The organism is Pseudoalteromonas sp. Isolate6 (assembly GCF_022398435.1).
Taxonomy (GTDB): domain Bacteria; phylum Pseudomonadota; class Gammaproteobacteria; order Enterobacterales; family Alteromonadaceae; genus Pseudoalteromonas; species Pseudoalteromonas galatheae.
Genome location: NZ_JAKEVK010000127.1, coordinates 1 through 13214, shown reverse-complemented (window position 1 = coordinate 13214; position 13214 = coordinate 1). Strand labels below are relative to the sequence as shown.

Below are 13214 nucleotides of genomic sequence, written 5' to 3'. Positions count from 1 at the left end.
TTCATTGCATTAACATTTGGTGCAATAATATCGCTCATCGTTTAGTTTTCGTAAAGAAGGAAGTTTTAAATTCGATAATAGGGATTCCTGAATGTGTTATTCTTGCATTTGCCACAGTAGATAACAGGGATAGTATGAGGAGCTAATTCAATATGGACTGATGTTTCACGTATTGGTGATGTCGGGGCGAGAGTACATTTCGAAGGTACTTGAAAACAGCCAACGGATAATTTGAAATTATCTGCAAGCGCTACCACGTTAATAATAGTACAAATAGGTAGCGCTATGTCGAATACTTAGTTACAGCAGCTAGAACGTATACGCAACGCTAAACTTTACACTCCTTGGCATGATATATCGGCCGTTAGGTGAATCTGGGTTACGTGGATCCCCTTCGGTGATCCCTTGCTTGTCAGTAAGGTTATCTACCGCTAGTTGTAGCTTTACGCCTTCAGTAGGCTCTACAATGAGACCAACATCGAGCTTTTCATAGCCCTCTAACACGACGGTATTTTCGTTATCGCCAAAACGGTCGTCTACGGCTGAGAGTGTGCCATATAAGGTGGCGTACATACCCGATACTTCAAAGTCGTAGCTTGGTGTAACGCGCAGCATCCAATCAGGTTGGCGCTGTGCTTTATTTCCCTCATTTGTTGGGCTTTCAGTAATTTCAGTGTCTTGCCAAGTAGCATTCAAGTTTATCGATAAACCCGATTCATGGTTATAGCTGTAATCAAGTTCTACACCGGTTGCTTCATTGGTGAGAATTTCTGCAGGTACGCCTGGGCGCCTTACAAACGTGTCGCCTTTCACTTCATTGGTAAATAAAGTAACAAACAGGTCGCCAGTTTCACCCATATATTTATAGCCAAGCTCTGCTTGTGTGACTTCTTTAATCAGCGACTCGCCCGATTCATAGGTGCTATAGTTGTCTCTGAAGTCGTCGAAATAAGGCATTTTGTAGCCTTTGTTCATACGCACAAAAACACCTGAATCTAAGCTCAAACTATAGTCAGCGCCTAAGGTCCATGAAGTCTTACGCTCATCATAGTCAACCGCTTTGGTGATAGCTCCATCTAAACCTTCGTCGACTGAATACTCAACCTCGTGCTGCTCGCTACGTAAGCCTAAATCTAACTTAAGGGCTTCCGTTGCTTGGTAACTTTGGGTGGTGTAGATGGCCCACGTTGTCGCATCACCAGAACTGTTAATGTCGTAGTTGAAGGCGCAGCCCGCAACATCGCTATTACACGCGATACCATCTAACACCTCGCCACCTTGTTCTAAAACGTGGTAGGCGGTATTACCTAAGCTCCACCAGTCTTTTGCAGAGGTAGTTGCAGTATAAATACCAAAGGCACTTGACCAATCACCAAAGGTTTTGCTTAGAGCTAAGTCATTGGTGAAAGCTTCGATATCTTTTAATACAACCCAGCGACCATACTGCTGCACCATTGTATCACCAGCATACTCATTACCAGTGACACTGCCAGTAGCTGTTTCGCCATTGTCCGCTACATCACTTAAAAGCATTGCGCTGCCAGCAGGCACTAGGCCTATTGTATTAGCATCTCCTTGCGTTAAACTAAAGCGGTCGTTTAGTTGCCAACCATTGTCGAAATTTACTTTCAAACTACCGCCTGACACGTGACCCTTCCAGCCACGACCATCCCCTATATCTACATTCATCGTGGTGTTGTGTTCACCAAAATAAATAGTTGCTTTGCGATTGTTTGTGCCTAGTTGAGTAAAACCGGCATCTACACCTTCAACATTAAGGGGAGTTGGTAGGTACCATGCGCCAGTGTCATCAGTTTGACGGGTATAAAGATTAAATTCACCATTAGCAAACTCTTTAGTTAGGTTAATGGTAAATTGATGACCCTTTTCTGAGGTAAATCCCGCATCACGGATCCCAGAAGAGCGTTTGATATAGCCGCCAACCATATAATAAAGGTCATCGGAGATCTCACCACTTAACACGCCGTCAATACGATTTAGGCCATAGTCTGTGGTGGTATATTTAAATGTACCTTCGGTATCGGCTTGGCCACGTTTAAGTTGAAAGTTCGTCGTTAAGCCCGGCTGACCATTAGATACCACTGGATTTGGTCCACCACGCAGCCCTTCCATCATGCTGATGGTTTCATCGAGCCTGAAAATCGACGTGTTTTCTAAAAATGAGAGTGTTGGTGCAGGATAGATTGGACTGCCTTGCAAACTAACTGTTAAGAATGGCGCATCACCACCACCTGGAAAACCACGAACAAAAACGTTAGCTCCGGATTCTCCACCTGAACTTTCAACCCAGATCCCTGGTACCGCTTTCAGTAAGTCAGCTGTGCTTTTGGGAGCGAGCTTATCAATTTGCACTGCATCGATATTAGTTACAGCAAAGCTTGCATCAATTTTTCTGATCCCTGCGCCACCTGGTGTACCTGACACAATGATGGTTTCTACTTTCTCTTTATTATCTTTCGGTGTTTGCTCAGCCTGAGCTGATGTGCTTAACGCAAGCGTTATAGCAGCAGCGATCAAGCTTAAGGAGTTCGTTTTTATCACGGCTAAAGCCCTCTTGTTGTTGTCATAAACTGGTATTTAACGACTGTCTACTCTTTAAAATAGATCTTAATGCAAACGTTTGCAATAATGTTGTTTAAAATTTTGTCATAAAATGATGTAAGGCATTACAAATATAGCTTGATTGGTGTTCTTTTCTGCTCAGTTAGATTAAGGGATTCAATTAGTTATGGTCTAATTATCAAAAAATTGTAAGAATAGCAGTGCTATTAAGTGCGTTTATTAAGAGGTTTGCGATGGGAACTACACAATTAAAGCTATCTGATCTAGCAAGGTTAGCTGGAGTCTCTACCTCCACAGCTTCCCGTGCACTCAATGATAACCCACTGATAAAAAAGGAAACTCGAGAGCGTATTCAGGCGCTTGCAAAAGAGCATCACTTTAGTATCAACGCAGCGGCTAGTCGCTTACGGATGCAAAAAACCAAAGTCATCGCTGTTATTATTAATCTCGAAGCTGAAACCAAACAATCCGTTGACGACCCATTTTTACTTAAGGTAGTGAGCGATATAAATCGTGCAGTGAATCGAAAAGGTTACGAGTTACTGCTCTCCAATTCATATATGGCGGGGGAGGACTGGCATGGCTACTTTATTTCCGGGCGCCGAGCTGATGGAGTTATCGTCGTAGGGCAAGGCAAAGAGCAAGCACGAATCGAGCGGGCCGCAAAAGCAGGAACGCCAATCGTGGTGTGGGGCGACCCTAAAACTTCTGCAAATTACCCTATCGTTGGTAGTGATAATTTTATTGGTGGTATTAGCGCAACGAAGCACTTAATAGCCAAGGGTGCGTCTAAACTTCTGTTTATGGGCGACCCAGGTCATGCTGAACTTGGTGAGCGCTATCGGGGGTTTTGCCATGCGGTAGAAGAAGCTCAAGTAGAAGCGAAAATGGTTAAAATCGATATTACCTCAGAAGCAGCCTACGCGAGTATAAACGCTTTGTTGCGTGCGCAAGGATTAACCTTTGATGGGATATTTGCTTGTAGTGATATGGTTGCACTTGGGGTACTAAAAGCCCTAAAAGAGCGTTATGTCAGCGTGCCCAATGACGTTCGAATTGTTGGCTTTGACGATATTGCGATGGCACAAATTAGCTTTCCAGCACTTACGACTATTAAACAAGACACTAATGCGGCGGCGCAGTTATTGGTGGAGAAGCTACTCTCTCAGCTAAGTGGTGAGAAAACTACTTCTCAAGAGATTCCTTCCTCATTGGTTATCAGACAATCCAGTTAAGCCTTAACAATTGTTATAATAATCATTAGCTTATATAGCCTCGTTGTGATTTAAAATGCAAACGATTGCAAAAAAGAAAAAGTCTGTCTAGACTAAAAAGAAATCACAGTGTTTTAACGAGAATAACAATGAACCGAGCACGTATCATACTTGCCATGGCCGTTAGTTACTTCCTATTCGCTATTTTGCTAAATAGTGTAGGGACGGTCATTTTGCAGTCCATTCATAGTTTTGGTATTACAAAAGCCCAGGCCGCCACGCTAGAGGCATTTAAAGATCTTCCTATCGCCATCGTTTCATTTCTGGTTGCGTCGGTTATCCCCAGGGTTGGGTTTAAGATCGCTCTGACTGCAGTGCTCGCGGGCGTAGCATTAATTTGTAGTATCACTCCTATGGTCGCTGAGTTTTGGATTCTTAAATTAGTATTTGCTTCTGTAGGGGCGGCATTTGCGGTGGTTAAAGTGTCGGTTTATGCGCTGGTTGGTCAAGTTACTGAAGGGAGCAACCAGCATTCAAGCCTGCTTAATTTCATTGAAGGCGTGTTTATGTTGGGGGTCCTCGGCGGTTATTGGATTTTTGCGGCGTTTATTGACAACGGCGATAACTCTCTTGGCTGGTTAAACGTCTATTTCGTGTTAGCTGTTCTGAGTGCTTTTACTGCATTTATCGTTTGGATCTCCCCAATTGCAAAGCCAGAGCCAACGCAAGCCACCGAGTCTAGTGTCTCTGCATTTATGGTGATGCTAAAGCTTGTTGCTAAGCCGCTTGTGCTGGTATTTGTGATTTCCGCATTTTTATACGTATTGATAGAGCAGAGTATAGGCACTTGGCTGCCTACTTTTAATAATGAGATCCTGTCATTACCGGTGAACATTAGCGTGCAAATTACCAGTGTTTTTGCTGCCTGCTTAGCACTCGGTCGGCTAGGTGCTGGCATTGTGTTAACCAAAGTACATTGGTATGTGGTGTTAAATGTTTGTCTTGCCGCTATGGCGGGGTTAGTGATTTTAACCTTACCTATGACTGAGGGTATTGAGAAAACGCTTATTTCTTCGTTATTTGACGCACCCCTCGTGGCTTTTCTCATGCCGCTGATCGGTCTTTTTATGGCGCCTATTTATCCAGTGATTAATTCGGTAATGCTAAGTAGTTTACCCACTACACAGCACGCTTCGATGACAGGGCTAATCGTTGTATTTTCAGCGCTGGGTGGTAGCACGGGTTCAATGATCACAGGTTTAGTATTTCAACATTTTGGCGGTCAACAAGCGTTTTATGGGGCACTTATTCCCATGCTGGTGATTGCTGTATGTTTATATTTTTTTAAATCGATGAGTGAGTCTAGCCAATCAAATCATGCTCACACGCCAAATCAACAAAAGGTGAGCTGAGGTTTTACATGCAGTACCAATCAAACTTTTATTCCACAGAGATTTTCAAGGCGGTGCAAAGCGCTGGTTTGTTTTCAGACAGTAAAGTTTTTGCAGATGCCATCGCAAAAATTCCGCTCGTAGAGATAGAGAACCAGTATGTGATGCAAAAGCCGACGGGAGAGGCGTTACTTAGATTTGTGCATGCGCATTTTGACTTTGTTGCCAACAAAGAGTTAGATGCCTTACCAGACTTTACTAGTGCGCAGCAGTATATCAGTGCGCTGTGGTCGCGTTTATCTAGAAAGCCGAGCACCGTTGCTAAAGGTTCCTTGTTACCTTTACCCCATCAGTATGTTGTACCGGGTGGACGTTTTAACGAGATTTATTACTGGGATAGCTACTTTACGGCACTCGGGCTTTTGGATGCGAACAGAAGCGATCTCGTAGAGGGAATGTTAGATAACTTTGTGAGTCTTATTGATCGTATTGGACATGTACCTAACGGTAATCGAGATTATTACCAAAGTCGCTCCCAGCCACCTGTAACGGCATTAATGGTTGATTTACTGTGGCAGGAAAAGTCTCATGATAAGCAGTGGCTGTCGCGAGTTACTCAGGCATTACTGAAAGAACATCAGTTTTGGCAGACCGGAGAGGGTTTGAGTTGCACGGATAAAAAAGCGCAGTACCGAGTCGTAATCATGCCGTGTGGGGGCAAACTGAATCGCTACTGGGATCCGCTTGCAGCACCGCGACCAGAGTCTTTTATTGAGGATATAGAATTAGCCGCAGCGGTTACGGACAGCGAAACGTTTTATCAGCACATTCGTGCGGCTTGTGAGTCGGGGTGGGACTTTAGTAGCCGCTGGTTAGCAAACGCTGACGATTTAGCGAGCATTCGTACGACGGACATTATCCCTGTGGATTTAAATGCACTGCTGGTATTGCTTGAGTCGCAAATCGCGCGGTGTTTTGAGAAATTAAACGAGCTAACGCAAGCTCAGTACTATGCCAATTTAGCGTCAAATCGCAGTGCACTGATACAGAAATATTGTTGGTGTGATAAAAAAGGCTGGTTTTTCGATGTGGATCTTAATGATTATGCGCGTACCACAGTTGAATCTCTAGCGGGCGTTGTGCCTATGTTTGCTGAGCTGGTTACACCCGAGCAGGCAGAGCATATTGGCAAAAAACTCGAGGCAGAGTTTTTGCAGCAAGGTGGATTGGTTAGTACCTTAGTCACTACTTCACAGCAGTGGGACAGTCCTAATGGCTGGGCACCACTGCAGTGGTTTGCAGTGTCAGGTTTAAGGGCATATGGTCAAAATCAACTCGCGAATAAGATTATGCAAGCATGGCTTTATGCTGTTGAAACCGGCTTTGAGCAAATCGGCTGTTTGCTTGAGAAGTATAATGTGGTTGAACCGGATAAACAGGCAAGTGGCGGAGAATACGTGGTGCAACAGGGTTTTGGCTGGACTAACGGAGTAACCAGTCGTTTTTATCGGCTTTTAGTGCCTGAAGTTGATAGTCCTTTGGCGTGATATTAAAGGCTTGTTTAAACGCTCGACTGAACTGACTTGGATGTTTAAAGCCGAGTGCAAAACTAATTGTGGTGATCTGAATTCCTGCTTTTAGTTTTGCCTTTGCTTCAGCTAGTCTTCGTGCTTGGAGCCACTGCTGTGGCGTCGTCGCAAATGACTTTTTAAATTGATTGAAAAAGCGGCTTCTACTCATGCAGCTAATTTTACAGAGCTTTTCTACATCTAATGGCTCGTCTAAATGCGTCTCCAAATAATGCATCGCTTGATACAAACCGTTTTGATCTGGTGTTTGTTTTACTGCGCCTAACAGCAGATCTCGGCTTTGTTGCTGTAGTAGTCTTGCAATTAGTTCGTCCATTGCCAAATCGATAAAGTACCCCCGCTCAGCCTCATTCTCACTGAACAGATGGAGCAATCGCCCCAAGCAGTGCTGGGTTTGCCAGTTATGCTCGGTGTGAACCAGCTGCTTTTGATAATTAAAATCACTAGGAAGCGAAAGCGCTAACTTCTCACTCACGGTATTAATTTTCTCTCGACTGATCTCAATTGCTAAACAGGTGGTGGGAGCGGATAAGCTGGCGTCGGGAAAGTCTATAAATACGGTTTGTTCTGGTGCCAATACGAAGCTTTGATGAGGTAAAAAGGGCTGGTGATAGTCACAACTGTCTACGTGCATCACTTTTTTGCCCGTGATCATTGCACAAAACAACACTTCATTAGAGGCGAGTTTGACTCCATTGGTACTTTCGTAAGTGTCATAGACGCTCAGCTCTACGTGATTGGCGGCAAAACTTATCTTGTTTTCAACTAAGCGTTCGACACGACTGCGATGTTTAGAGATCTGCAAACAATGCACTCCTTCTCGGTTACTTTTGGACTGTGCGTATACATTCCGAGACCCTAAGTTAAGTTTTTAAAGGTGAATTTGGCTAATGTCAAATATTGGTAAAAACAAAACTGGGACGAATGAAGCCCAAATAAATAACACAAGTTGCAGAGGTAAAAATGATATACGCAAACCCAAATACTGAAGGTGCAGTCGTCAGCTTTAAGTCTCAATATCAAAACTTTATTGGCGGTGAGTGGACGCCACCCGTTAACGGTCAGTACTTCGACAATATTAGTCCTGTTAATGGCGAAGTGTTTTGTCAGATCCCGCGCTCAAATAATGCAGACATTGAACTGGCACTTGACGCCGCCCATGCCGCAAAGGCTGAGTGGGGTAAAACTTCGGTCACTGAGCGAAGCAATATATTACTCAAAATCGCAGACCGAATGGAAGCAAACCTTGAATACCTAGCGGTGGCCGAGACATGGGATAATGGTAAAGCTGTACGTGAAACGCTAGCCGCGGATGTACCGCTTGCTGCTGATCATTTCCGCTATTTTGCAGGTTGCATTCGTGCTCAAGAAGGAGCCATTGGTGAAATTGATGAGTCAACAGTGGCCTATCATTTTCATGAGCCTCTGGGCGTTGTGGGGCAGATCATCCCATGGAACTTTCCACTACTTATGGCCGCTTGGAAACTGGCACCCGCTCTCGCAGCTGGGAATTGCGTAGTGCTAAAACCTGCGGAGCAAACGCCTGCGTCTATTTTGTTGTTGATGGAACTAATCGCTGATTTATTACCAAGTGGCGTGGTTAATGTTGTGAATGGTTTTGGGAAAGAGGCAGGTGAAGCGCTTGCTACGAGTACACGTATCGCAAAAATTGCGTTCACAGGCTCGACTCCTGTGGGTTCTCACATCCTAAAATGTGCCGCTGAAAATATCATTCCCTCAACGGTGGAGCTGGGAGGTAAGTCGCCCAATATCTACTTTAGTGATGTGATGCAAGCTGACGATGATTACCTAAGCAAGTGTATTGAAGGCGCGGTGCTGGCCTACTTTAACCAAGGAGAAGTATGTACTTGTCCATCGCGATTGCTCGTGCAAGAAGATATATACGATGACTTTATAGCCAAAGTCATCGAACGCACCAAGGCGATTAAACGCGGTAATCCGCTTGATACAGAAACCATGGTTGGTGCACAAGCCTCACAAGCTCAATTTGATAAAATTCTTAGCTATATTGATATTGGCAAGAAGGAGGGGGCTGAAGTGTTAATTGGTGGCGAAGTCGCAGAGCTTGGCGAGGGTTATCATAAAGGCTTTTATATTCAGCCGACGCTGTTAAAAGGGCATAACCAAATGCGGGTATTCCAAGAGGAAATATTTGGTCCGGTGATCTCTTTATGTACTTTTAAAGATGAAGCGGAGGCGTTGGAATTGGCGAATAGCTCTGAGTTTGGTTTAGGTGCTGGGGTGTGGACTAGAGATATGAATCGCGCATATCAATTTGGTCGCCAAATCGAAGCGGGTCGCGTCTGGACTAACTGTTATCATATGTATCCTGCGCACGCGGCATTTGGTGGTTATAAAAAATCAGGCATTGGCAGAGAAACTCATAAAAAGGCGCTGGATCATTACCAACAAACCAAGAACCTCTTGGTGAGCTATAGCACCAGTCCTTTAGGGTTTTTCTAATAACCTAAGTTATTCTATTAATTGAGTACTGACAAAGTTGGCAGTACTCAATTAATCAGTCATAAGGCTAAGTTGTCTATTCGCAAACACTATCCTACGTTTGAGCCCTTTACCAGACACGCTGGTGGTGCAAGAAGGCTCACATAGCCGATTTAGTTCAAGTCCCGATATGCCTTTACCATTTTTATCTGCTAGTGTCAGGTTGCCTACGGATATTTTTTAATACTACTCGTTTTCAGAAGTGGTGAGTTCATCAGCCAAACTTGTTAAATCAGTCAGCACGTAATCTGGTGCCTTTGCCAGTGGATAAAGTTGCTTTTGTGGTCTTGCAATAAACGCAGTTTGCATGCCCGCGGCTTTAGCGCCGGCAACATCCCAGCCGTGAGCCGCCACCATTAGCGCTTGATCTGGGCGAATATTTAGTTGCTGTAACGCCCACTCATAGGCTCTAAGGTCGGGCTTATACACTTTAATATCTTCAATACTCAAGCGTTGATCAAAATAGGTAATTAGACCGGCATTTTCAAACTGCGCTTTAACTCCTGCATTCGATGAATTGGTTAAACTCACGAGTTTAAAGCCTGCTTGTTTGAGCCGTTTTAGCGCTGGAATGACATCTTGATGCGGGGGCAAAGAGAGCAGGGCGGGCACAATTGCTTGCTTAGCTTGTGCGTCAGTTATCGTTAGGCCTTTGTTTTTTGCAACCATCTGTAGCGCGGCAACGCCTATCTTGCCAAAATCTTGATAATCACCACTTACTGTAGTCACTAACGAGTGATGTAGCATAGTGGAAAACCAAAGGGGTAATAGGGACTCATCACCCGCCAAAACTTGGCTAACTGGTTTATTCATTGACTCTAAATCAAGTAAGGTTTCATTGACATCGAAGAAAATAACTTCCGGGCGTTCAACCTTTGAGTTGGCTTGGCTAATATTCGGCATTAGGCTTCCTAACATAACGAATAGACTAATTAAGGTGCGTTTCATTGATAATTCCAATTTAGTTGCGATGAGAAGCAGTATATTTATTTGATAAATTTAAACAAAGCGCGCATATTCGAAAGTAAGATTCGAAAAAACTAAATCGACATGTATTCAATCGCTGAACTCGAAACATTCTTAGCTATTATTAAGCATCAAGGAGTGGTTAATGCTGCGAAGCAATTGAGGCTCTCGCCTGCGACAGTTAGTCATCGTCTTAATAAGTTAGAACAACATTTAGGCACGACTTTGCTGTTTAGAGATAGTCGTACGCTAACATTGTCCCCTGCCGGAAGTACTTTTAGAGAGAGGGTGGAGCATATATTAGAGGCGCTTTATGATGCTGAGCATGAAATAGGTGCAAGGGGCTCAGCAGTGAGTGGGTTACTTCGTGTCACTATGCCGCCTTGGGTGTTTTCACAATTTGTGATGCCAAATCTTAGTCAATTTGAGCAAGCGCACCCACAGTTAGCACTCGATTTCCTGATCAATGACCAGTTTGTAAACATAGTTGAAGGTGCTCAAGATGTTGCGATACGTGTTGGGCAGCTGGCTGATTCGGGGTTATTGGCGAGAAAGCTATGCGATAACCACCGGATATTATGTGCAGCGCCGAGCTATATTGACCGCTATGGCATGCCTGAAAATATCAGCGAATTACAAAATCACTTTTTTGTATGCTTACCTTGGCAACGAGAATTTAAGTTAAAAGAACCAAATGGTAGAATTGTACACTTTAACGCAAAAACTCGTTTTACGATTTCAAACTCAGACAACATGACTTCTGCCGCCTTGGCTGGCCACGGTATTGCAGTTAAATCTCACATCGCCATCAGAGATAACCTAAAACGGGGTGAGTTAGTGCCTATTATTCCAGGTTGTCTCGAAAGTGGCGACGCACCTATTTGGTTTGTCAGGCCACAGCACTCGCTGAAGACACGCAAGGCAGAGGCATTCTATGAATTTATGAAGGAATTGTTCGAAAATAAGGGCTAATACTTTAGTCTGCTTGTGCTTTTAAACTAATAGCTCTAAACTCTGTATTAAAATTAGAAACTAGCCAGCTTGATGATTGTAAAATCGAACTGGTAACACTGATAGCAAACGGAGCTGCTATGTTTAAATTCATTTCTTGGATTTTTTCTATCACCGCATTTTCACTTACTCTATTCTTTATCGTGCAAGGTAGTTATATGCTTTGTTTAGTTATGCTATTTGCTGGATTAATTGCATTGCCAAAGCATGAAAAAGAATTGCAACCACTAGGTATGAGATTACATGCTAAGCATTTTTCTCGGGAGTCTCGCTCACTTAGCTCAAAAGAGGTAATGAACTTTTTATTAGCATGCTCATTGGCTGGCGCTAGCCTCGCATACCAATGGCATGTGGTAACAATATAGACTTTACTGAACTTAATATCTTTAGTGTTTATATACAGCCATAATCCGAGTTTCTATTGGTGGGAAATTCGGATATTTTTCAAGGTTGTCTCACGATAGGGTTAATCCCTAACAATGCTCACCTCAATATCTGTCTCCTAATGCACAGAATCTGATGCTCAGCGAATATGTCTTTTGGCGTTGTCTGGTAGATAGAAGGCGCGTTTTACGTACCGACCAATTCTACGAATGCAAGCGCTAATTGCGACCTCAATTTGCCTTGCTGTTTCAGAGATTTCTATCTGCTTTTTTGAGGTTAATTTTGCTCTAATCATACAGACATATCGTATTTTTTTTTCGTTTTCCTCTGAGTCAATTTTTTCAAGCTGAATGTTGACTTTTTCTATGTCACTTTCATATCTTCCCAACGCCAGCCGCACCTTCGCTTCAATTCTGCTCTGGATCTCATTACTGGCAAGATTTGGCGTTTGGGCTCCATTAAAGATCACTATCATTTTTGACACTCATATTCTTTCTTTGGCTATCGTTTCGCTGAAAATCATTTCTTTAAATCAAATCGTATAACTTGTAATGATTAAATTTAAATCGTTTGTTATATGTATATAGTTCGAATAAAACGAGCTTTATTGTAAGGAATGTGTCAATGCAAGATATGATCAATTACAAGCACTTGAAGTATTTTTGGGTTGTCTCTCACGAGGGAAGTATCGCCAGAGCAAGTACAAAACTCAATATTACTCCGCAGACAATCAGTGGACAATTATCCCTTCTTGAGGAGCGTATTGGCTGCGCGCTTTTTCAAAAAGAAGGCCGAGGGTTACGCTTGACCGATACAGGGCATCTCGTCCTGCGTTATGCTGATGAGATTTTTGAGCTTGGGAATGAGCTGGGTGATGTGATCCGAGGAAGCGGTACGGTTGGGCCCGCTGACTTTATTGTGGCTGCATCTAGCGGGTTACCCAAAACAATAGTGCATAAGATTATAGCGCCTGCATTGACCATAGATCATGAAATTAGGTTAACTAGTTTGGAGGGGCCGGTCGAAAGTTTACTGGCTGATCTGGCAGTACACAAAGTTGATCTAGTGTTAAGTGATGTGCCGGTTACAGGTGCTTTGAGCGTTAAAGCTTACAATCATTTTCTTGGGGAGAGTGGCATTACTTTTTTTGCTGCCCCGTCTTTGGCTGAGCAGTACCGCAAAGATTTTCCTAATTCGCTAAGTGAAGCGCCCTTACTACTACCTACTAATCAGCATGAAATCCGAAAAGAGTTCGACTTTTGGCTGAGTGATAAGAATATTCGTCCAAATATCGTGGCACAATTTGATGACAGCGCACTACTTAAGTCATTTGGACAATCAGGGTTAGGCGCCTTTTTTATGCCATCTGCAATAGCACAGAGTATTGTTGAAACTTTTCATGTTGAGGCCTTCGGTACTCTGCCTGAAGTAAAGCAAAAATTTTATGCAATTTCGGCGGAAAGAAAAATCCGACACCCTGCTATTGCCGCTATTTTCGAAGCTGCTAAAGCGTCATTATTTGCAAGCTGAATAAAGGTTTCTAAATTCAAAAC

The 13214-nt window shown here is 43.4% G+C and carries 11 protein-coding genes; 7 read left to right on the top strand and 4 right to left on the bottom strand.

The window, feature by feature from the left end; translation table 11 throughout:
- Window positions 1-309: 309 nt before the first annotated feature.
- Entirely contained in the window at window positions 310-2562 is a 2253-nt protein-coding gene (locus L1D50_RS15650; protein ID WP_128725377.1) for a TonB-dependent receptor, read from the bottom strand.
- Window positions 2563-2816: 254 nt separating this feature from the next.
- Between L1D50_RS15650 and L1D50_RS15645 the strand changes: the two genes are divergently transcribed.
- The 3 genes from L1D50_RS15645 (at window position 2817) to L1D50_RS15635 (ending at window position 6735) form a co-directional block, all read left to right on the top strand.
- Entirely contained in the window at window positions 2817-3818 is a 1002-nt protein-coding gene (locus L1D50_RS15645; RefSeq protein WP_239966368.1) for a LacI family DNA-binding transcriptional regulator, read from the top strand.
- A gap of 128 nt (window positions 3819-3946) precedes the next feature.
- Window positions 3947-5209 (top strand): MFS transporter, encoded by a 1263-nt coding sequence (locus tag L1D50_RS15640; RefSeq protein ID WP_239966367.1) that lies wholly within the window; start codon window positions 3947-3949, stop codon window positions 5207-5209.
- An 8-nt stretch (window positions 5210-5217) separates the two neighbouring features.
- Window positions 5218-6735 (top strand): trehalase family glycosidase, encoded by a 1518-nt coding sequence (locus tag L1D50_RS15635; RefSeq protein ID WP_239966366.1) that lies wholly within the window; start codon window positions 5218-5220, stop codon window positions 6733-6735.
- On the opposite strand, the gene L1D50_RS15630 is transcribed toward L1D50_RS15635, so the two are convergent.
- Window positions 6671-7582, bottom strand: coding sequence for an AraC family transcriptional regulator (locus L1D50_RS15630; protein WP_239966365.1), 912 nt, complete (start codon window positions 7580-7582; stop codon window positions 6671-6673). The two genes, L1D50_RS15635 and L1D50_RS15630, sit on opposite strands and share 65 nt — an antisense overlap.
- 158 nt (window positions 7583-7740) lie before the next feature.
- Between L1D50_RS15630 and L1D50_RS15625 the strand changes: the two genes are divergently transcribed.
- On the top strand, window positions 7741-9261 hold the full coding sequence (locus L1D50_RS15625; RefSeq protein ID WP_239966364.1) for an aldehyde dehydrogenase family protein: 1521 nt from the start codon (window positions 7741-7743) through the stop codon (window positions 9259-9261).
- Window positions 9262-9486: 225 nt separating this feature from the next.
- On the opposite strand, the gene L1D50_RS15620 is transcribed toward L1D50_RS15625, so the two are convergent.
- A complete protein-coding gene (locus L1D50_RS15620) occupies window positions 9487-10203 on the bottom strand; it encodes a haloacid dehalogenase type II (RefSeq protein ID WP_138523738.1) in 717 nt (238 codons plus the stop codon).
- A 147-nt stretch (window positions 10204-10350) separates the two neighbouring features.
- Between L1D50_RS15620 and L1D50_RS15615 the strand changes: the two genes are divergently transcribed.
- Both L1D50_RS15615 and L1D50_RS15610 read left to right on the top strand, forming a co-directional pair.
- Window positions 10351-11238, top strand: coding sequence for a LysR family transcriptional regulator (locus L1D50_RS15615; protein ID WP_239966363.1), 888 nt, complete (start codon window positions 10351-10353; stop codon window positions 11236-11238).
- A 119-nt stretch (window positions 11239-11357) separates the two neighbouring features.
- The gene (locus tag L1D50_RS15610; RefSeq protein WP_128725370.1) at window positions 11358-11642 is read left to right on the top strand and encodes a hypothetical protein; all 285 of its coding nucleotides are present in this window, start codon (window positions 11358-11360) and stop codon (window positions 11640-11642) included.
- 158 nt (window positions 11643-11800) lie between these two features.
- Here L1D50_RS15610 and L1D50_RS15605 read toward each other — a convergent pair whose 3' ends face one another.
- Window positions 11801-12145: a hypothetical protein gene (locus L1D50_RS15605; protein ID WP_138523721.1), complete on the bottom strand. Its 345-nt coding sequence runs from the start codon at window positions 12143-12145 to the stop codon at window positions 11801-11803.
- A 140-nt stretch (window positions 12146-12285) separates the two neighbouring features.
- Between L1D50_RS15605 and nhaR the strand changes: the two genes are divergently transcribed.
- Complete coding sequence (nhaR, locus tag L1D50_RS15600) at window positions 12286-13191, top strand: transcriptional activator NhaR (RefSeq protein WP_138523723.1); 906 nt, start codon at window positions 12286-12288, stop codon at window positions 13189-13191.
- Window positions 13192-13214: the final 23 nt, after the last annotated feature.